This window comes from Microbacterium sp. 77mftsu3.1 (assembly GCF_900100525.1).
Classification (GTDB): domain Bacteria; phylum Actinomycetota; class Actinomycetes; order Actinomycetales; family Microbacteriaceae; genus Microbacterium; species Microbacterium aquilitoris.
On the sequence record NZ_FNCR01000003.1, the window covers coordinates 147,113 to 165,267 of the forward strand.

Annotated in this window: 20 protein-coding genes; 11 read left to right on the top strand and 9 right to left on the bottom strand. The window is 68.8% G+C overall.

Annotation, left to right across the window (positions count from 1 at the left end):
* Positions 1-10: 10 nt before the first annotated feature.
* The 4 genes from BLR68_RS09295 to BLR68_RS09310 all read right to left on the bottom strand — a co-directional run bounded on the left by BLR68_RS09295 (position 11) and on the right by BLR68_RS09310 (position 3,482).
* Complete coding sequence (locus tag BLR68_RS09295) at positions 11-439, bottom strand: molybdenum cofactor biosynthesis protein MoaE (protein WP_018187095.1); 429 nt, start codon at positions 437-439, stop codon at positions 11-13.
* Complete coding sequence (locus BLR68_RS09300; protein WP_018187094.1) at positions 436-924, bottom strand: MogA/MoaB family molybdenum cofactor biosynthesis protein; 489 nt, start codon at positions 922-924, stop codon at positions 436-438. Before BLR68_RS09300 ends, BLR68_RS09295 begins: the two co-directional genes overlap by 4 nt.
* Positions 925-945: 21 nt before the next feature.
* The gene (locus BLR68_RS09305) at positions 946-2,505 is read right to left on the bottom strand and encodes a molybdopterin-dependent oxidoreductase (RefSeq protein ID WP_018187093.1); all 1,560 of its coding nucleotides are present in this window, start codon (positions 2,503-2,505) and stop codon (positions 946-948) included.
* 149 nt (positions 2,506-2,654) lie between these two features.
* Positions 2,655-3,482, bottom strand: coding sequence for a MerR family transcriptional regulator (locus BLR68_RS09310; RefSeq protein WP_256335358.1), 828 nt, complete (start codon positions 3,480-3,482; stop codon positions 2,655-2,657).
* A 150-nt stretch (positions 3,483-3,632) separates the two neighbouring features.
* Between BLR68_RS09310 and BLR68_RS09315 the strand changes: the two genes are divergently transcribed.
* Together BLR68_RS09315 and BLR68_RS09320 are read left to right on the top strand one after the other, a co-directional pair.
* Positions 3,633-4,622 (top strand): endonuclease/exonuclease/phosphatase family protein, encoded by a 990-nt coding sequence (locus BLR68_RS09315; RefSeq protein ID WP_018187091.1) that lies wholly within the window; start codon positions 3,633-3,635, stop codon positions 4,620-4,622.
* 27 nt (positions 4,623-4,649) lie between these two features.
* Positions 4,650-5,504, top strand: a complete 855-nt coding sequence (locus BLR68_RS09320) for a PhzF family phenazine biosynthesis protein (protein ID WP_018187090.1) — start codon at positions 4,650-4,652, stop codon at positions 5,502-5,504.
* Here BLR68_RS09320 and BLR68_RS09325 read toward each other — a convergent pair.
* Positions 5,501-6,433 (bottom strand): alpha/beta fold hydrolase, encoded by a 933-nt coding sequence (locus BLR68_RS09325; protein WP_018187089.1) that lies wholly within the window; start codon positions 6,431-6,433, stop codon positions 5,501-5,503. The genes BLR68_RS09320 and BLR68_RS09325 overlap by 4 nt on opposite strands.
* 86 nt (positions 6,434-6,519) lie before the next feature.
* Between BLR68_RS09325 and BLR68_RS09330 the strand changes: the two genes are divergently transcribed.
* Together BLR68_RS09330 and BLR68_RS09335 are read left to right on the top strand one after the other, a co-directional pair.
* Positions 6,520-7,566 carry a hypothetical protein gene (locus BLR68_RS09330; protein WP_143015747.1) on the top strand — a complete coding sequence of 349 codons (1,047 nt, stop codon included), beginning with the start codon at positions 6,520-6,522 and terminating at the stop codon, positions 7,564-7,566.
* Between the two features lie 84 nt (positions 7,567-7,650).
* Positions 7,651-8,670, top strand: a complete 1,020-nt coding sequence (locus tag BLR68_RS09335) for an ATP-binding protein (RefSeq protein WP_018187087.1) — start codon at positions 7,651-7,653, stop codon at positions 8,668-8,670.
* Here the strand turns inward: BLR68_RS09335 and BLR68_RS09340 are convergent.
* Together BLR68_RS09340 and BLR68_RS09345 are read right to left on the bottom strand one after the other, a co-directional pair.
* Positions 8,667-9,176, bottom strand: a complete 510-nt coding sequence (locus tag BLR68_RS09340; RefSeq protein WP_018187086.1) for a hypothetical protein — start codon at positions 9,174-9,176, stop codon at positions 8,667-8,669. The two genes, BLR68_RS09335 and BLR68_RS09340, sit on opposite strands and share 4 nt — an antisense overlap.
* Positions 9,177-9,196: 20 nt before the next feature.
* Positions 9,197-10,375 (bottom strand): NAD(P)/FAD-dependent oxidoreductase, encoded by a 1,179-nt coding sequence (locus BLR68_RS09345; protein WP_018187085.1) that lies wholly within the window; start codon positions 10,373-10,375, stop codon positions 9,197-9,199.
* 105 nt (positions 10,376-10,480) lie between these two features.
* Between BLR68_RS09345 and BLR68_RS18180 the strand changes: the two genes are divergently transcribed.
* The 3 genes from BLR68_RS18180 (at position 10,481) to BLR68_RS09355 (ending at position 12,322) form a co-directional block, all read left to right on the top strand.
* The gene (locus tag BLR68_RS18180) at positions 10,481-10,696 is read left to right on the top strand and encodes a hypothetical protein (RefSeq protein WP_256335359.1); all 216 of its coding nucleotides are present in this window, start codon (positions 10,481-10,483) and stop codon (positions 10,694-10,696) included.
* On the top strand, positions 10,681-10,893 hold the full coding sequence (locus tag BLR68_RS18185) for a hypothetical protein (RefSeq protein ID WP_256335360.1): 213 nt from the start codon (positions 10,681-10,683) through the stop codon (positions 10,891-10,893). The genes BLR68_RS18180 and BLR68_RS18185 overlap by 16 nt, the downstream gene beginning before the upstream one ends.
* A 106-nt stretch (positions 10,894-10,999) precedes the next feature.
* Complete coding sequence (locus BLR68_RS09355) at positions 11,000-12,322, top strand: HNH endonuclease signature motif containing protein (RefSeq protein ID WP_018187084.1); 1,323 nt, start codon at positions 11,000-11,002, stop codon at positions 12,320-12,322.
* A 54-nt stretch (positions 12,323-12,376) separates the two neighbouring features.
* Here BLR68_RS09355 and BLR68_RS09360 read toward each other — a convergent pair whose 3' ends face one another.
* Complete coding sequence (locus BLR68_RS09360) at positions 12,377-12,784, bottom strand: YciI family protein (RefSeq protein ID WP_018187083.1); 408 nt, start codon at positions 12,782-12,784, stop codon at positions 12,377-12,379.
* Positions 12,785-12,875: 91 nt separating this feature from the next.
* Positions 12,876-13,517, bottom strand: coding sequence for a TetR/AcrR family transcriptional regulator (locus BLR68_RS09365; RefSeq protein ID WP_018187082.1), 642 nt, complete (start codon positions 13,515-13,517; stop codon positions 12,876-12,878).
* 179 nt (positions 13,518-13,696) lie between these two features.
* Between BLR68_RS09365 and BLR68_RS09370 the strand changes: the two genes are divergently transcribed.
* The 4 genes from BLR68_RS09370 (at position 13,697) to BLR68_RS09385 (ending at position 18,154) form a co-directional block, all read left to right on the top strand.
* Positions 13,697-15,358 (top strand): ABC transporter substrate-binding protein, encoded by a 1,662-nt coding sequence (locus BLR68_RS09370; RefSeq protein WP_018187081.1) that lies wholly within the window; start codon positions 13,697-13,699, stop codon positions 15,356-15,358.
* A gap of 89 nt (positions 15,359-15,447) precedes the next feature.
* Positions 15,448-16,272 carry an ABC transporter ATP-binding protein gene (locus tag BLR68_RS09375; protein WP_018187080.1) on the top strand — a complete coding sequence of 275 codons (825 nt, stop codon included), beginning with the start codon at positions 15,448-15,450 and terminating at the stop codon, positions 16,270-16,272.
* The gene (locus BLR68_RS09380) at positions 16,269-17,078 is read left to right on the top strand and encodes an ABC transporter ATP-binding protein (RefSeq protein ID WP_018187079.1); all 810 of its coding nucleotides are present in this window, start codon (positions 16,269-16,271) and stop codon (positions 17,076-17,078) included. The genes BLR68_RS09375 and BLR68_RS09380 overlap by 4 nt, the downstream gene beginning before the upstream one ends.
* Entirely contained in the window at positions 17,075-18,154 is a 1,080-nt protein-coding gene (locus BLR68_RS09385) for an ABC transporter permease (RefSeq protein ID WP_018187078.1), read from the top strand. Before BLR68_RS09380 ends, BLR68_RS09385 begins: the two co-directional genes overlap by 4 nt.
* The last annotated feature ends 1 nt before the right edge of the window (position 18,155 follow it).

Below are 18,155 nucleotides of genomic sequence, written 5' to 3' on the forward strand. Positions count from 1 at the left end.
AGGCTGAGCCTCAGCCGCCGATGCCCTTCCACGCCGTCGTGCCGTCGACCTCGAGCTGACGCTTCCACACCGGCAGGTCGGTCTTGATCGTCTCGATGATGGCGCGGCAGACCTCGAACGCCTCGGCCCGGTGCTCCGACGCGACGGCGATGACGACCGCGGCGTCGCCGACGGCGAGATTGCCGACACGGTGACTGACGGCCACGACGGCGCCCGACGCATCCCCCGCTTCGGCGGCGATCCGGTGCAGGGTCGACTCGGCGTCGGGGTGCGCGCTGTACTCGAGGCCGACGACGGTGGTCGCGGCATCCGGATCGTTGTCGCGCACCCGACCGACGAAGGTGGTCACCGCACCGTATTTCGGGTCCTCCACCGCGCGCAGGTGCGCGTCGAGGTCGAGGGCGGTCTCTTCGAGCCGGGCGATCCGAACAGCGTTCACGAGTGGTCTCCGCCTCTCACCTGGTCGACCACGTGTGTGGCGACCGACACGATCACAGGGATGCCGGAGCTCACCGCACGCGGCGACCCCGGCAGATTGACGATCAGGGCTCCCGCGGGGTCGGCGACACCTGCGACGCCGCGGGAGATCACCGACAGTGGGGTGTCGGCGAGGCCGACGCGGCGAAGCTCCTCGGCGATGCCCGCCAGCGGCCGGGTCACGACGCGCTCGGTACCCTCGGGCGTCTGATCGCGCGGGCCGACACCGGTGCCACCTGTCGTGACGACGAGACCGGCGCCGGTGGCGAGGGCACGGCGCAGCACCGATTCAACGGAATCCGCGCCGTCGGGGACGACCTCGAGTCCGATGACCTCGATGCCCGCGTCTTCGAGCAGCTGCACCGCGAGCGGCCCGCCGCGGTCCTCGCGCTCGCCCGAGGCGGAGCGGTCGGAGACCGTGATCACGACGGCGCGAAGGGATGTCACGTGCTCACCCTAGGCCGTGCGTCACGAAACGGTGACGAGGGAACGCTGCCAGCCCGACGAGCCGTTCGGGGCGATCGCGGCGCGCTCCTCGACCTGCATGTCGCCGTTCTTGTTGATCGCGCGGACCGCTACGTAGTGGGTGCCGGGCGTGGCATCCCATTCGAGGACCCACTGCACCCAGGTGTCCTTGTTGATGGGGTTGGACAGCTTCGCCGGCATCCACTCGCCGTTGTCGATGCTGACCTCGACGCGCTCGATGCCCACGGTTTGCGCCCACGCCACTCCGGCGATGGGGACGGTGCCCGCCTTGACGGGTGAGCCGCTCTTGGGGGTGTCGACGCGCGACGAGAACTTGATCGGCGCCTCGGCGCTGTAGCCACGCGGCGTCCAGTAGGCCTGGTCGTCGGCGAACGTCGTGATCTTCAGCTCGGTGACCCACTTGGTCGCCGAGACGTACCCGTAGAGACCCGGGATGACCATGCGGACGGGGAAGCCGTGCTCGGGAGGGAGGGGCTCGCCGTTCATCGCAACAGCGAGGATCGCATCGATGTTCTCGTCGGTGCCCGCCGAGAGGGGCGTGCTCGCGGTGTAACCGTCGATGCTGGTCGAGAGGATCATGTCGGCGCCCGCCTTCGGCCCCGCCATCTTGAGGACTTCGCGCAGCGGCACGCCCTGCCAGATCGCATTGCCGACGAGGTTGCCGCCGACCTCGTTCGAGACGCAGGTGAGCGTGATGGCGTACTCGTCGAGGCCCATGTCGAGGAGGTCCTGGAACGACAGTTCGACGCGCTTGTCGACCATGCCGTCGATGACCAGGCGCCAGGTCGACGGGTCGATGTTCGGAACGGTGAGAGCGGTGTCGACCCGGTAGAAGTCGGCATTCGGGGTGATGAGCGGGCTGATGCCCTTCACGTCGAGCTCCGCGCCCGACGGGATCGTGACCTTCGACTTCGGGGCGGGCAGCTTGAGTGCACGGCGGATCGCGTCGGCGGAGGCGGTTGCCGCGCTGACCGTGCGCGCTGCGACCCCCACGACGAGAGCGGAGACGCCCGCGATGCCCGTCATCAGCAGGAAGCGTCGACGGTCGAGGCCGTCCTCGCGCGCGTCGGCGTCTGAGAGGTGCGCGTCGCGCCAGGCCCGCAGCCGGCGACCGAGGAAGAAGAGAATCGCCGCGCCGGCCAGTGTGCCGAGGAGCGGCGGCAGGAACGCGAGCGCCGTTGCTTCGGCGCGCGTGAGGATGGCCGCACCCGACAGGATGCCGGCGAGCACCAGCGCGATGACGCCCAGGGGCGGCCGGATGTACTCGAGGACGCCGGCGATCGCCGACGCGATGACGACAGCGAGACCGAGACCGGCGAGGAGCGCGATCTTGTCGTACTCGCCGAACGTGCTGATCGCGAATTCCTTCAGCGGACGCGGGACGATGTCGATCACGAACGACCCGACCGCGAGGATCGGACTCGAGGTGCTCGAGAACAGCAGGGCAGCCAGCTCGGCGATCGCGAGGAAGACGGCGCCCCCGACCAGGCCCGAGACGGCCGCCCAGAAGAAGAACCGCTTGCCTGTGGTGTGAGTGCTCATGTCATCCCTTCCGAGCTTGTTCGTAGCGAACACCGAATCGGATGCACCGAGGCTGCGGCGATGTCATGCGTGACGGGCTTGCGTGTCCCACTCTGACGCATCACGGGAGCGGAATCTCCCTCTTGCGGATCCGGGGCGGATCGGTCAGCTCACCCGGCGAACGGCCACGCCACCGTCAGCCGCAGCGGCTCGTCGTCTCGCGGCGAGTTGTGCCAGATCTCCCGCGGCGGGCCGATGGGGGTGCGACCGGCATCCGTGATCCAGGCGTGCACCTCGTCGTACAGCGCGAGGATCTCGGGGAAGTCCGTCTCGTTCCCTTCCGCGTGACGGAGGGCGACCTGGCCGCCGGTCATCCGGTAGCTGCGCACGTCGTCGTCACCGTCGATCAGGCCGTCGACGGGCACGACGATCTCGAGCGGACCGTCGGAGTCATCGGTGACCGGCGCGTGGAAGACGCCGAAGGCGTCCCCGGTCACCTGCAGTCCCGCGCGCTCGGCGATCTGCCGCAGGTGGTGGACCCCGTCGTGGATGATCTGGTCCATCTCCTGCGGCGCCATGCGACGCATGACGCTCAGGACGGGGCGATCGGCCTCGATCGCGGTTTCGACAGCGGACATCAGCGTCTCCTTCGTGAGATGAAGCCGCGCTCGAGCGAGCACGACATGGTGAGCCTGCGTTCGACGATCCATCGCTGCTGTCGCCTCGTCGATCAGGGCGACAGCGGCATCCGGATCCGTGTCGGACAGGTCGACGATCGACGCGATCTGATCCAGTGAGAGGTCGGCCGAGCGCAGGAGTGCGATGAGCCATCCCGTCGGCACCTGATCGCCCGAGTAGTAGCGGTACCCGGTCTCGGCATCCACCCGGCGCGGTACGAGCAGTCCGCGATCCGCGTAGATCCGGAGCGCCTTCGCCGACAGCAGGGTCGACGCGCCGAACCGGCCGGCGGTCATCCACTCTTCGTCTTGTGCAGTCACGAGTTCAGCATCGACCCGGCCCCAGGGGCGAGGTCAAGCACCTCTTGACCATCGGTGCGATTGGGCCATGGCACAGCGAGCGGCTGACCGGCACGGGTAGCGTGGGCCGCGGCGAACTCGCCGACCGGTACCGCGCGGGGGGCGTAGGACATGAACACAGGCGCACGGCGTGTCCGTAAGGATCGGTTCACGCCGCTCCTCCTCGTCGGGGCGGCGATGATCGCTGTCGTCGCCATCGTCTATCTCGCAGGCCGGGAGTTCGGCCTGCTCGCGCGATGGTGGTTGTTCAGCGGAGCGCTCGCCTTCCCCGGCTTCGTGTTCGCCGGGATGCTCGCCGGATCCCTCATCCTGACCTTCCTCGCACTGATCCTCCGGCGAAACAGGAAGATCGCGCTGCTCGGCACCGGTGTCGTGAGCACCGGCCTGCTCGTCGCCCTGCTCGTGACGGCGTTCGCGATGCCCGCCACCGTCACCCCCGACGCCGTCCCGGCTCGTCAGGACGGTCAGCTGCGAGTCCTGGGCTGGAACGTCCTGCAGGGCGCGGAGGATGCGGCATCCCGCGCCGCTGTCATCGGCGCGCTCCAACCCGACATCGTCGTCCTCAGCGAGCTTTATCAGGGCAACCTCCTCCGGGACGGTGATGTACCGGCGGGGTACGTGAGCTATGGCGTGCGCGGCATCGCGGTGACCGTGCTCGTCGCGGACGACCTGCCGCGCTACCGGGTCGTGGACGCGGACGAATCTGGCCGCACGTCCGGTTTCGTCCTCGCTCCCGAGGTCGACGGTGCTGCGCCGCGCATCGTCGCCGCGCACCTCGTCGCCCTCAGCTTCCGTGGCGATTCGTCGGGACGCGACTTCGGCCTCGACTGGATCTCGTCGCACTGCGGCTCCCCCGACACGATCGTCGCGGGCGACCTCAACGCCGTCCCCGCGAACATGCCCGGAAGACGACTCGGCTCGTGCCGCACCGTCGGCGCCTTCGCTCCGTCATGGCCCTCGATGGTTCCACCGTTGTTCGGCGCCGCGATCGACAACGTCCTCGCGACGCCAGAGTGGGATGCCGCGCGGGTCGCCACACTCGATGTCGCCGGCATCGCGACGGACCACCGCCCCATCGTCGCCGACCTCGTCCGCCGCTGACCCTGCGGACGGGCATAGCCTCGAACGGTGCCCGACCTCGAGATCCTCCGTTACGCCGCCTTCACCACGCACTCCGATGGCGGCAACCCCGCCGGCGTCGTGCTCGACGCGTCCGCCCTCGACGAGGCGTCGATGCAGCGCATCGCTGCGGACATCGACTTCTCCGAGACGGCGTTCGTCACAGGGACCGACAGCGACTGCGCCCTGACGATCCGCTACTTCTCCCCCATCGCCGAGGTGCCGTTCTGCGGTCACGCGACCGTCGCCACCGCCGTCGCTCTCGCCGATGCCGACCGCGTGGGGGCGGGCGCGATCCGGTTCGCGACGCCGGTAGGTGCCGTCGAGATCCGGGTGAGCACGGATGCCGCGGGCACACGCGCCTCGTTCACGAGCGTCGAACCGTCGGTGTCGCCGATCACCGCAGACGATCTCAGGGCGGTCCTCGACGAGATCGGGCTCGAAGCGTCGGACCTCGATGCGGATCTTCCACCGCGGATCGCGCACGCCGGCAACCCGCATCCGGTCCTCGTCATCGCCGACCGTGCGGCGTTCGACGGCTTCACGTTCGATGCGGCGCGCGTGCGCTCTCTCATGGACGACCGCGCATGGCCCGCGACGATCACGGTCGCCCACCGTCTCGGGCCGGACCGCTTCGCCGCACGCAACCTCTTCCCCGTCGGACGCATCACCGAGGACCCTGCCACTGGATCGGCCGCGGCGTCGTTCGGCGCCTACCTGCGGTCACTTGCTGCCGTCGCACCGCCCGCTCAGGTCGTCATCGAGCAGGGCGCGCACGTCGGACGGGCCGGCGAGCTGATCGTGGACATCCCGGCCTCGGGTGGCATCGTCGTCACCGGCCACGCCGTCCGCATCGACTCCTAGTTCGTCGCGCGGCGCATCAGCCGAAGGACCTCGGCCGGATGCTCGACCGCTGCAAAGTGGCCGGCGTCCGGCAGCACCACCTCGTCGAAGTCCTCGATCAGTGCCGCGAGCCCGGCACCGTCATCCGTGCCCACGAACACGTCGCGGGCACCGCGGACCGACCTCACCGAGCAGCGGATGCCGCGCCACGACGACTCGTCGTAGGCTGCGGCGGCACGGGATGCGGCGACGAAAGCCCGCGGCCGGATCTCGTCGGCGAGCGCGTGCACGACGGAGGGGTCGATCCGGCGGGACAGCGCGAAGAGGGGTGCGCTCAGGGGTCGCAGGAGACCGCCGCGCTCGAGGGTGCGGAGCAGCGGAGCGGACGCGTCGCCGAGACCGCGGAGGATACGCATGGCCAGGAGCATCCCTGCCAAGGCGGGCAGCCCGAGCCCGCCTCGGAGCGGCCGCCGCACGGCGTCGAACACGGCCGGTCCCGACGGCGAGACGAGGAAGACGGAATCAGTCCTCTCGGGAAAACGGGCAGCCAGGTCGAGGGCCAACGCGCCGCCGAGCGAGTGACCGACGACATCCCATCGCTCGTATCCCAGGGCCATGACGACCTCGCGGATCGCCTCGCTGAAACGCCCGATGTCGATCCCGTCGGACGGGAAGGGGCTCTCGCCCCAGCCGGGCAGGTCGAGCGCGACGACGTTGCGCACCGGATCGTCGCATCGAGCAGCGGCTCGCAGCAGCGGGGTCCAGCTCGTCCACGATCCGGCGGCGCCGTGCAGCAGGACGGTCGCCACGGGGCTGGCGGCGACCCCCACGCGTGCGACGACCGTGCCGATGGTCGTCGGGATCTCGACCCGACGCAGGCCGAGGGCAGCGGCATCCGTCTCCAGTCGCGTCCGAGCGTGCGCGGATTCGGGTTGCCAGGTGATCGTCACGGAGGGTGTTCGTCGCCGACCGCGCATCGGATCGGGCGGCGCGCCGAGCTCAGGCGGACTGATTCACCGTGGGGCAGAATCACCACGTGAGCACCGATTCCCGCGCCCGGCGCGTCGCCGTGGGTCAGGACGCTGAGATCCTCGTCAGCATGACGCAGCCGGTCGCGGTGATCCGGGCGGCCGGCGAGGATGACCGGGTCGTCTCCTGGCCGGATCTGGACGTCGGCGACGTCGCGGTCGGTGTGACCGTGTACGCCGCTCCGGACGGTGCGTGGGTCGTGTACGCGCCCAGCGAGGACGATGAGGGCGATCTGCATCGGCCGGTGACCGCCGTCCACGTCCGCTGGGTCGACGCGGTCACCCAGGCATATGCGGACGGCAGCAGGTACGCCGTCGGGGCGACGCGCCACGGGCTCTGGCTGCGCGAGCGCCACGAGCCGGATCCCCACGACCGAGCAGCGTGGTCGACGGAAACGGAGCTCGTCGTCATCGCTGACGGGACCCGCACGGGGCACACGATCGATCGACACGTGCTCCTCGTCGAGGACGCCGGCGACGCGCCCCGCATGTTCTTCTCGCCCGACGCGCCCGATGTGCGCGCGGAGCACGGCGGGACCTCCTACCACTACCGGTACGCGACCGCTCTGCTGCCCACCGGTCCGCTCCCGGAACGACTCTTACCGATGAGCGATGCGGTACCGCTGTCCGAAGAGGAGTTCATGGACATCCTCCACTGGAGACAGCCCGACGAGGTCGTCGACACCACGCCGGACGTGCCCTGGCGGCGCATCCATCTGCCGATGGAGCGACGGGATGCCGCGATCACCGCGCTCGTCGACGAGTTCGGCGACCTCGCCCAGTACTGGCGGGGACCGGATGGGGAACGTCAACCGCTGACTCTGGGGCTGAGCGAGCCCCGCATCGACATCGTGGGGGAATGGCCCGACACCCGTGTCGAGGTGACGTTCCGGCATCCGCTTGTTCCCGGTGGCCTCCTGCGGCGCGCGCTCCGCGTCTTCGACGACGCGGGTCGCATCACCCCTCATCCGTATGCGTCGATCCACCTCATGGAAGATCTCGACACCCACGCACCGCTGCCGCCGGCGAGCCCGGGCGAGGTCCGCGCCTTCTGACGGGCGTCAGACCCGGAGCTCCGGGCGGGCCTCGGGAATGCTTCTATGCTGACGGATACGACTGACACCGACCGGCGGGGGACCATGAAGGTGCGAACAGACGCGATCGAGGCGTGGGAGCAGCACGTCGCCCTGTTCGCGATCGTGAAGCTGGACTCGAGCGGCTTCGTGCGGGAATGGAACGTCGGGGCCGAGGACCTGAAGGGCTACTCGGCCGACGAGATCATCGGACAGCACTTCTCGCTGTTCTACCGCGCCGTCGACCGCGAGAACCGGCTCCCCGACACGCTGCTCGACAGGGCGCGTTCGGACGGGAGCGTCGAGGATCACGGGTGGCGGGTGCGCAAGGACGGCTCGCAGTTCTGGGCTCACGTGACGATCACCGCGATCCACGACGACACGGGCGTCGGCGGGTTCGTGAAGATCGTGCGCGACATCACAGCGGAGAAGCAGGCCCAGGACGAGCAGGTGTCCCTGCAGCGCACCTTCGCCCACGACCTCATCTCCCCTGTCACCGCGCTCCGCGGCTACCTCGACCTGCTCGAGGACGAGATCGGTACGGACAACCGCTACCTGCGACTCGCCCTCGAGACCAGTGAGCACCTTGCGGCGATGGCGGGCGCTTTGATGGCGGATGCCGTAAGCGGCATGCGCGACGACGAGCGCACGTTCGACGTGTCGCTCGTGGTGCGTGGATCGGCGACCGTCGTCCTCCGCGCCGGCGCGGAGGAGCGCATTCACTTCGACCGACTGGACACGGCGACAGTGCGCGGCGACGTCCTCGCTCTGCGCCGCGCGTTCGCGAACGTCCTCGAGAACGCGGCCCGATACTCCGACGAGAACATCCACGTCGAGGTCGTCCGCGGCGACGACACGGTCTCCGTGACGGTGCGGGATGCGGGCCGCGGCATCCACCCGGATGACATCGACACCATCGCGGCGCCCGGCGAACGCGGACGTCTCGCTGAGCCCGAGGACGGCGGCACCGGGCTCGGGCTCGCCAGCGTCGCGGCCGCCGTCGCCGAGCACCACGGCGCACTCGAGATCGACAGCGCCATAGGCGTCGGGACGACCATCACCATCACGCTTCCGCTGGCAGGCTAGGGCCCGTCCTTATCCTCCGCCCCACAGTCCGGGGCGAGCCGGAACCGGGCTGAACTCGTCGTCTCGTAGGGCCGTCCGTCGATCGAATACCGCGCGGTGTATCCCTCGGAGCCATGGGGGTCGCCCCCACCGACGGCCTCGACGACGAACAGCACGGTCACCTCCTCTCCGGGCGAGATTGCGGTCCCGGGGACGGCGACTCGCCGATCCCAGAATTCCGCCGCCGGCGGGAAGGCGTCCGCACCCAGGCTGACCTGGTTCTGAATCGGCACGAGGTAGACCTCGCGCAACGCGAGCCCCTCGGCGCCCTCCAGCTCGATGGACTCCATGACGACCGTGCCGGCTGCGGATGCCCGCGCCACGTCACCGAACGTCACCGGCTCATAGATTTCGGAGCCGCAGGACTCGTATCCCCCGCCCAGCGAAAGCGGCGGCCCACCCGCGCAGGCCGACAGACCGAGGACGAGTAAGAGCAGCGCAGGAACGACGAGGCGACGGTGCGTCATGCGCCCACCCTGGCACAGGGTCAGCCGATGCGGGTGCGGAGGACCTCGGCATCCGTCTCACCGTCGACGAGGACGGCGCGCGCGAGGTCGCGGGCATCCTCGACGTTCCACAGCAGCACGCCGACGGTCGCGCCGGACTCATCGCGGTAGTAGACGACGGTGCGATCCTCGTCGAGGTCCACGACGAGCGGATTCTTCTCGGGATCGAGCGAACCGACCGCCTCCCATCGCACGCCGAAGACAGCCGAGTAGAAGTACGGCGTGTGGGTGTACGGCAGCCGCTCCCCCGCCATCGACCGGCCGACGGCCGCGCCCTGCTCGTTCGCGTTGTCGACGTGCTCGACGCGCGTGCGTCCGAGGATCGGGTCGGGGTAGGACGCGATGTCGCCCGCTGCCCAGATCGCGTCGTCGCTCGTGACGAGGTGCTCGTCGACGACGACACCCTCGTCGACCTCCAGCCCCGCCTGTTCGGCGAGGTCGGTCACAGGGTCGACGCCGAGTCCGAGCACGACGATGTCGGCGGGGCGCTCCTCGCCGCCCTCGAGGGCGACGTGCAGGCGGTTGCCGGCGGTCCGGACCTCCTCCACGCGGGCACCCGGAACCAACTCGACGCCGGCGTCACGGAAGAGCTGCTCGTAGCGCGTCGCGAGCTCGGGCGGGAACGTACCGTCGCCGAGGACGTCGGACGGGAACACGAGCTCGGTCTCGACACCGTTCTGCACGAGCGCCGCGGCGATCTCGGCGCCGATGTAGCCCCCGCCGATGACGACCGCGCGACCGCCGTCGGCAGCGAGGTCCCGGAGGCGCCGATAGTCGTCTGCCGAGCGGAAGAACAGGATGCGGTCGTCCTCGGGCACGGGGATCTCGCGCGGCCGGGAGCCGGTCGCGAGCAGCAGCCGGCGGTAGCCGAGGTCGTTGCCCTCGCCGATCGAAACCGTCTTCGCCTCGCGGTCGATACCCGTCACGAAGGTCTCGAGCCGGATCTCCGCGCCCGTCTCCTCGGTATGCAGCGGAACCTGATCCCACGTAAAGTCCGGGTCGGTCCACAGCTTCTTCGACAGCGCCGGACGCGTGTACGGCGGGTCGACGTCTGCGCTGAGGATGCCGATCGTGCCGTCGGGATCCAGTTCCCGGATGCCGCGGGCCGCCGCATCCGCCACCATTCCGCCACCAACGATCAGATAGTCGTACGTCCGCATCACACGCTCCGTTCGCATCGTTTCGGCCACGGTATGTCGGGGTGCCGCGACATGGCTCGGGGTTGCGGGATGCGGCCGAGGCGGTTAGGTCGTGAGGATGAGGGGATGCACACCGACGTGATCTTCATCGGCAGGCGCTCCGGGGTGGGGAAATCGTCCGTCGCGGCCGAGGCCTCTCACCTGCTCGGGCTCGCTGACGTTCAGCACGCCGTGATCGAGGGCGACAACCTGGACCAGGCGCATCCGCCGCCGTGGCGCAGCGGCATCCCGCCCGCGGAGCGGAACCTCGCCGCGAGGCGCGGTCGATGGCGGTGCTGCTGACGTCGACGGATGCCGTCGCCGCGGGGCGCCTTGTGAAGCGCGAGGTCGGGACGGCGCTCGAGGAGCACGTGACCCGAAGCGTCGCGGCCGCTCGGCGCTTGGACGAGGGAGCTCCGGATGCCGTACGGGTCGCGACGGACGGGCGAGCGGTGGCCGAGATCGCGCGTGAGGTGCTGGAGCGAGCCGGGTGGATCTAGGCCCCCCCGGCGGGTGAGACGCTTCTCATCTGCAGGCCTGTTCGCGACGTGTGATCTCGGTGGTTTTCGGGGTCTGGATGTCGGAGGCTGGTGCGATAGTGCAGGTATGACGGAAGCGATGGAAACCCCCGGTGGCGAGGCGTATCTCGCGGCCATCGCGGGGATTGTTGCGGACGTCGAGGACGTTGCCCTTGAGCTCGCTCGGGCGCAGATCCGCGAGTTGCGCGTGCTCGCTGCCGCGGGCCGACTGGCGGAGGCGCAGGGCGCGCCCCCGAACGCGAAAGTCACCCTGCACGACATGGTGCTCCGGTCCATTTCGGCCGAGGTCGCCGGGGCGATGCGCACGACCGATCGGACGGTGCAGCGTCGGATCGGCGAAGCGCGGCTGACGATCGAAGGATTCCCCGCGGCGGTCGCTGCGTGGGAGGCGGGGCGGATCGTGCAGAGGCACGTGAGGGCGATCGTCGACGCTGGGGTGAACCTGCCGGCTGAGTTGTGGGCGGAGTTCGAGAAGGTCGCGATCGAACGCTGCAAAGGTGAGACGCCGAACCGGGTTCGAGGCGAGCTCGAGATCCTCGCGCACCGGATGCACCCGCGGACCTTCGCGGAACGACACGAGGAAGCTGCCGCGGGGCGGTGCGTGCGGTTGATGCCCGGGCGGGACGGGATGTCGGACCTGATCGCGACCCTCCCAACAGTGATCGCCGAGGGAATCCAGGACCGGCTCACCCAGCAGGCTCGGGCGATCATCGACACCCGGGCCGAACGCAGCACGGGCGAGAACGCCGACGCCGTCGCGACCGATGCGCGATCGACCGATCAAGTGCGGGCTGATGTGTTCGCCGACCTGCTCCTAGCGGGAACCCCGGCGTTGGATGACACGCGCGACACCACCGCCGGGCCGCTCGGCGCGATCCGTGCGCGGGTTCAGGTGCTGGTTCCCGCGGCGACACTCACCGGCGCCGACGACGGACCGTGCGACCTGACCGGCCGCTCCCCCATCGACCCGGCCACCGCCCGGATCCTCGCCGGCGACACCGGGGTCTGGGAGCGCCTGTTCCACGACCCCACCACCGGAGTCACCGTGTCGACCGACTCGTACCGTGTCCCATCCGGGATGCGACGGTTCTTGCAAGCCCGCGACCAGCACTGCCGGTTTCCGGGATGCCGGGTCGCCGCGATCCGGTGCGAGGTCGACCATACGCACGACCACGCCCTCGGCGGCAAGACAGAACTGTCCAACCTCGCCCACCTCTGTCAGAGGCACCATTCGATGAAGCAGTTCACCGCATGGCGGGTCCGACAACTGTCGGGTGGCGTCCTCGAATGGACCTCACCCCTCGGCAGGACCTACAGAGAAGACGCACCCACCCCGGCCGTCGCCTTCACCCCTGCCACCACACACCCCGGCGACCCGGCCCCTTTCTGAGCCGCTCCGCCGCACCCGGATCCCATGCGCGGACCGGTGACCAGCTCACGCGCTCTACTCTGCGCGCCAGCCCTTCTCCTTTTCGATGTACTCGTTGTCGGCGAAGTCCGCGAAGTCGGTCTCGTCGGTCACCCGCCGCACCTCCAGCTTGCTGCCCGGCGTCAGCGGTGCGCGCTTCGCCCACTCGAGCGCCTCTTCGGCGGTCGCCGTCTGGACGATCCAGAACCCGTTAAACAGCTCGTGAACCTCGCCGTAGGGTCCGTCGCTGACCACCGGCGTCTCGCCGTCGAAATCCACGACGTACCCGGGCTCGGGCGCGAGACCGTCGCCACCCACCAGCACACCGGCGGTGATCATCGACTCGTTGTACGCGCCCATGGCGTTGATCACCGCCTCGACATCGGTCTCAACGAAGGCCTCGGCCGAGGCCGGGGTGCTCCGCATGATCAGCATGTGCTTCATGGTCATCTCCTGAGTTCCGGGGGACGTTTCCCGTCCCTCCCACTATCGCGCCGAACGGGCGCGACGGGAATCGACATCGATGCAGAAGAATTCAGGCGGGTTCCGCCAGGACCGACGGACGCGGCTCGATGACGGCGGCCACGATCGCCTCGATCGCGAACTCCGACGCCCTCCCGAGGTCGACGGCCGTCGGATCGAGGAGCCACTGCACCTGCAGCCCGTCCATCACGGCGAGGATCGCCGCCGAGCCGTGCGCGATCGACCCGGGGTCGGTGATCCCGCGCTCCTGACAGACGCGCTCGAAAGCCTCGCGCAGGTCCTTCCGGAGCACGGTGTACCGGTGCTCGAAGTACGCCCGCCCGGGGTGGTCGTCGGTGACCGACTCCGCCGACAGAACGGCGTAGGCCTGCACGATCCCGGCCCGCTGCATGTTCATGATCGCGGTGCGCACCAGGTGGCGGAACAGCTCCATCCCGCCCGGGATGCGCCCCCCGTCCAGATCGACGACGTCCGTCTGATCACGATGCTCGAGGACGTCCAGCAGCAGCTGATCCTTCGACCCGAAGTGATGGAGGATGCCGGCATGCGTCATCCCGACCTGCTCGGCGATGTCCTGCAGGGTGCCGTTCGCGAAGCCCTTCGAGCCGAAGATCTCCTGCGCCGCGTCGAGGATTTCCCGGCGTCGGACGAGAGTCGCCGGGCGCGACTTCGTCTGGTGTCGACTATCGACCATGATCTGCCTTCTTCCCCGGATGCGGATCAGATCTTACGCAGGTCGCGCGGCCCGCATCATCGGAGGGTTGTGAACTTACTTACTTGATTGTAAGTTTTCCATGCAATCACACTCAGCGCCGAGTGGCACTCCTTCGGAGGTCTTTTCGCGGCGCCGGGACCACAGATGAAGGAGAAGCAATGAGGCTGAAGACCTCCCTCGCCGCCGCCGGTCTCACCGCGGCACTCATCCTCACCGGCTGCGCCGCCGGCGGAGGAAACAACGACTCCGGGAGCCAGGGCTCCGGGGCCGCCCTGACGATCGCGAAGCCCGACGGCGCGATCACCACCGAATCCCACAACCCGTACCTGGGCGACTCGGCCGGCTCGCGCTACGGCTACTCGAAGGTGATCTTCGAGCCCCTCGCGCTCGTCAACCCGACGGGCGACCTCGGCACCACCCCGTGGCTCGCCGAGAAGGTGGAATGGAACGACGACTACACGCAGCTCACCGTCACGCCTCGCAGCGGCGTGAAGTGGAGCGACGGTGAGGACTTCACCGCCGACGACGTCGTCTTCACCTTCAACCAGTACCTCACCGGCAAGCTGACCGACACCGGCGCCCTCGGCGTCACCGACGTCACCGCCGACGGCGACACGGTCGTCCTGACCTTCTCGAGCTCGAAGTTCACCTCGCAGGGCCGCGTCCTGCACACCCCGATCGTCCCGGAGCACATCTGGAAGGACATCGAGGACCCGAACACCGACCCCCTCACCGACGAGGGCAAGCTCGTCGGCACCGGCCCGTACGTCATGTCGAACTGGTCGACCGAGTCCGTCTCCCTCAAGGCGAACCCCGACTACTGGGGTGGCGACCTCGCCGTCCCGCAGCTGAACTACGTCTCCTACGGCGACAACGCCGCGCTCACGACGGCCCTCGCGACAGGCGATGCGGACTGGGCCCAGGCCTTCATCCCGCAGGTTCAGCAGAGCTACCTCGACGCCGATCCCGACAACGTGTTCCTGGTCTCGCCCACCCCGGGCGCGGGCACGCTGTTCATGAACCTGCAGAAGAAGCCCTTCAACGACCCCGCACTGCGCGAAGCGCTCGCGTGGACGATCGACCGCGAGGCCTACGTCGACATCGCCCGCGAAGGCGCGAGTGAGGCGATCTGGAACAAGACCGGTCTCAGCTCCGTGCTTGAGAACGAGATCATCGACGAGTACAAGGACGACAACTACTCCGTCGACGTCGACAAGGCCAAGGAGATCCTCACCGACGCCGGTTACACCTGGAACAGCGGAAAGCTGACCGACCCCGACGGTGAGGCCGTCGAGTTCTCGGTGTCGGTCCCCGCCGGCTGGAGCGACTGGAACACCGAGCAGCAGCTCATCTCCGAAGAGCTCGACAAGGCCCTGGGCATCAAGGTGAACGTCGACCAGCCCGACTTCGGCGGCTGGGACGCGGGCAAGCAGGAAGGCAACTTCGACGCGATCATCCACTGGCTCGAGGACACCGGCAACGCGTACGGCCTGTACACGTCGACGATGGACCCGAAGTGGGTGGTCGACGGCAAGGCATCCTTCAACTTCGGCCGTTTCGACGACCCGAAGGTCACCGAGGCGCTGAACACGTACGCCAATGCGGCATCCGACGACGAGCGGACCGAGGCCGGCGCGGTCCTGCAGAAGGCGTTCGTCGAGAACGTCCCCGCCATCCCGCTGGGTGCGCACCCGCTGCTCGGCGAGTTCAACACGCGCAACTACGTCGGCTGGCCGTCCGAGGACGACCAGTACGCCGCGGGTGACCCGACCCAGGTCGGCGTCGTTCAGATCCTGACGAAGCTGAAGCCCAAAGAGTAATCCGACCGACGGTGGGACGGATGCCGCATGGCCCGCGGCATCCGTCCCCCCCCACCCCTGCTCACCTCCACGAAAGCGAGCACGCACTGATGCGCGATTCGTTACTGTCCGTCGACGACTTCTCCGTCGTCTACGACGTCGACCCGCCGGTCGAAGCCGTCACCCACGTCAGCCTCGAACTGCGCCGCGGCGAGATCCTCGGCCTCGCCGGCGAGAGCGGCTGCGGAAAGACCACCCTCGCCTACGGTGTGCAGCGCCTGCTCAAGGCGCCCGCCGTCATCTCGAGCGGATCCGTCACCTTCCGCGACGTCTCCGGCGAAGACATCGACGTCAACTCACTCGATCCGGAAGAGATGCGCCGCTTCCGCTGGGACAAGATCTCGATGGTCTTCCAGGGCGCGATGAACGCCCTCAACCCCGTCGCCACGATCGGCTCGCAGCTCGCCGACGTCTTCGAGGTGCACCGCCCCGACATGAACCGGGCCGCACGACGCGACGCGGTCAACGAACTGCTCGAGATCGTCAAGGTCGGCGCCGCCCGCAGCCGTTCGTACCCGCACGAACTCTCCGGCGGCATGCGCCAGCGCGTCATGATCGCCATGGCGCTCGCCCTGCGACCGCAGCTGATGATCATGGACGAGCCCACCACGGCGCTCGACGTCCTCGTCCAGCGCGAGATCCTCAAGCAGATCTCGCAGTTGCGACACGAGTTCGGCTTCTCCGTCATCTTCATCACCCACGACCTGCCGCTGCTGCTGGAGATCAGCGACCGCATCGCCATCATGCGCAAGGGCGAGATCGTCGAGATCGACACCGCCGAGCGCATCTGGACCGCCCCGCAGCACGAGTACACGCGCACGCTGTTGTCCTCGTTCCCGCGACTGACCGGTGAAAGGGGGGTCGTCGTCCGATGACCACACTCGAGTTCGACAGCGTCACGAAGGTGTACCACGTCCGTGGAGCCGGCCAGATGAAGGCCCTCGACGACGTCTCGTTCACCCTCTCGTCCGGCCAGACGATCGGCCTCGTCGGCCAGTCCGGCAGCGGCAAGTCCACGATCGCCAAGATCCTCACCCAGCTCGAGACGCCCACGAGCGGCGAGATCCGCCTCGACGGGAAGCCCATCCCCCGCCGCGGCAAGGGTCTGCGCGACTACCGGCAGCAGCTGCGGATGGTGTTCCAGGACCCGTTCGCGTCCCTGAACCCTTACCACTCGATCCGCCACCACATCGAGCGACCCCTGCGCCTGGACGACGTCGTCCCGAAGAGGGAGGTCGAAGACGAGGTGCGCCGCCTCCTCGACCGTGTACGCCTCGAGCCCGACTCCGTCATCGATCGACGTCCTCACGAGCTCTCGGGCGGGCAGCGGCAACGCGTCGCGATCGCCCGGGCCCTGGCATCCCGCCCTCGCCTGCTCGTGGCCGACGAACCGGTGTCGATGCTCGACGTGTCGATCCGCATGGGCGTCCTCAACCTCCTCGCCGACCTGCAGCGCGAGGAGGGACTCGGGGTGCTCTACATCACCCACGACCTCGCGACCGCGCGCCACTTCAGCGACGAGATCCTCGTGCTCAACCAGGGCAAGGTCGTCGAGAGCGGCACCGCCGACGACGTGATCCTGCGTCCCCAGAACCCGTACACGCAGGAGCTCCGCGCTGCGTCCCCCGACCCCGAGAGCCACTTCGCGTCGGCTCCGGGACTCTCCGGAGGTACCCGATGACCGCCGTCGAACCCCAGCTCCCCGTCGAGACGCCCGACGCGCTCGAGGTCGGCACGACCGCGACCACGACCGTCAAGGGACGCTCCCGCATCCCGTGGCGCTTCCTCGGCAGTCGCGCCCTGTTCTACCTCTTCACGTTGTGGGCCGCGATCACGATCAACTTCTTCCTGCCCCGCCTCATGAAGGGCGACGCGGTCGACCAGTACCTGGCCCGCAACCGCAACGTGACGCCCGAGGCGGCCGACGCGCTCCGCGCCCTGCTCGGCATCGACACCGACAAGTCGATGTGGCAGCAGTACATCGACTACTGGGGCCTCATGCTCCGCGGCGACCTCGGCGTCTCGCTCCTGCACGGTCTCCGTCCCGTCGGCGAGGTCATCAGCCAGGCCCTGCCGTGGACGGTGGGACTCGTCGGCTTCGCCACGATCATCTCGTTCCTCATCGGCACGATCGGCGGCGCCGTCATCGGGTGGCGCCGCGGCAGCCGCTCCGAGATCATGATCCCGATCACGACCTTCCTCAGCACCATCCCGTACTTCTGGCTGGGGCTGCTCGCCATCGCCCTCTTCTCGGTCAACCTCAAGTGGTTCCCGATCGGCAAGGCGTACGGCGTCGGCTACTCGCCCGAGTTCACTCCGGAGTTCATCGGGCAGGTGATCCACCACGGGACACTTCCCGCGGTGACCATCATCATCGCCTCCCTCGGTGGCTGGATGCTCGGCATGCGCAACATGATGCTCACCGTCCTCGACGAGGACTACATCACGGTCGCGCAGGCCAAGGGCATGCCGAACTCCCGCGTGCTGTGGCGCTACGCCGCCCGCAACGCGGTCCTCCCCCAGATCCAGAGCTTCGCCCTGTCGATCGGCTTCATCGTCGGCGGAACGATCGTCATGGAGATGGTCTTCAGCTACCCCGGCGTCGGGAAGCTGCTGCTGGATGCCACCAACGGCAAGGACTACGCACTCATGCAGGGCGTCTTCCTGGTCATCACGCTGTCGGTGCTGGTGGCGAACATCCTCGCCGACATGGCCTACGCGTTCCTCGACCCGCGCACCCGCCAGACGGAGGCCTGAC

Coding starts and splice junctions, on each gene's coding strand:
- BLR68_RS09305 (WP_018187093.1), bottom strand. CDS start 2,505: ATGAGCACTCACACCACAGGCAAGCGGTTCTTCTTCTGGGCGGCCGTC.
- BLR68_RS09315 (WP_018187091.1), top strand. CDS start 3,633: ATGAACACAGGCGCACGGCGTGTCCGTAAGGATCGGTTCACGCCGCTC.
- BLR68_RS09335 (WP_018187087.1), top strand. CDS start 7,651: ATGAAGGTGCGAACAGACGCGATCGAGGCGTGGGAGCAGCACGTCGCC.
- BLR68_RS09340 (WP_018187086.1), bottom strand. CDS start 9,176: ATGACGCACCGTCGCCTCGTCGTTCCTGCGCTGCTCTTACTCGTCCTC.
- BLR68_RS09345 (WP_018187085.1), bottom strand. CDS start 10,375: ATGCGGACGTACGACTATCTGATCGTTGGTGGCGGAATGGTGGCGGAT.
- BLR68_RS18180 (WP_256335359.1), top strand. CDS start 10,481: ATGCACACCGACGTGATCTTCATCGGCAGGCGCTCCGGGGTGGGGAAA.
- BLR68_RS18185 (WP_256335360.1), top strand. CDS start 10,681: ATGGCGGTGCTGCTGACGTCGACGGATGCCGTCGCCGCGGGGCGCCTT.
- BLR68_RS09355 (WP_018187084.1), top strand. CDS start 11,000: ATGACGGAAGCGATGGAAACCCCCGGTGGCGAGGCGTATCTCGCGGCC.
- BLR68_RS09360 (WP_018187083.1), bottom strand. CDS start 12,784: ATGAAGCACATGCTGATCATGCGGAGCACCCCGGCCTCGGCCGAGGCC.
- BLR68_RS09365 (WP_018187082.1), bottom strand. CDS start 13,517: ATGGTCGATAGTCGACACCAGACGAAGTCGCGCCCGGCGACTCTCGTC.
- BLR68_RS09370 (WP_018187081.1), top strand. CDS start 13,697: ATGAGGCTGAAGACCTCCCTCGCCGCCGCCGGTCTCACCGCGGCACTC.
- BLR68_RS09375 (WP_018187080.1), top strand. CDS start 15,448: ATGCGCGATTCGTTACTGTCCGTCGACGACTTCTCCGTCGTCTACGAC.
- BLR68_RS09380 (WP_018187079.1), top strand. CDS start 16,269: ATGACCACACTCGAGTTCGACAGCGTCACGAAGGTGTACCACGTCCGT.
- BLR68_RS09385 (WP_018187078.1), top strand. CDS start 17,075: ATGACCGCCGTCGAACCCCAGCTCCCCGTCGAGACGCCCGACGCGCTC.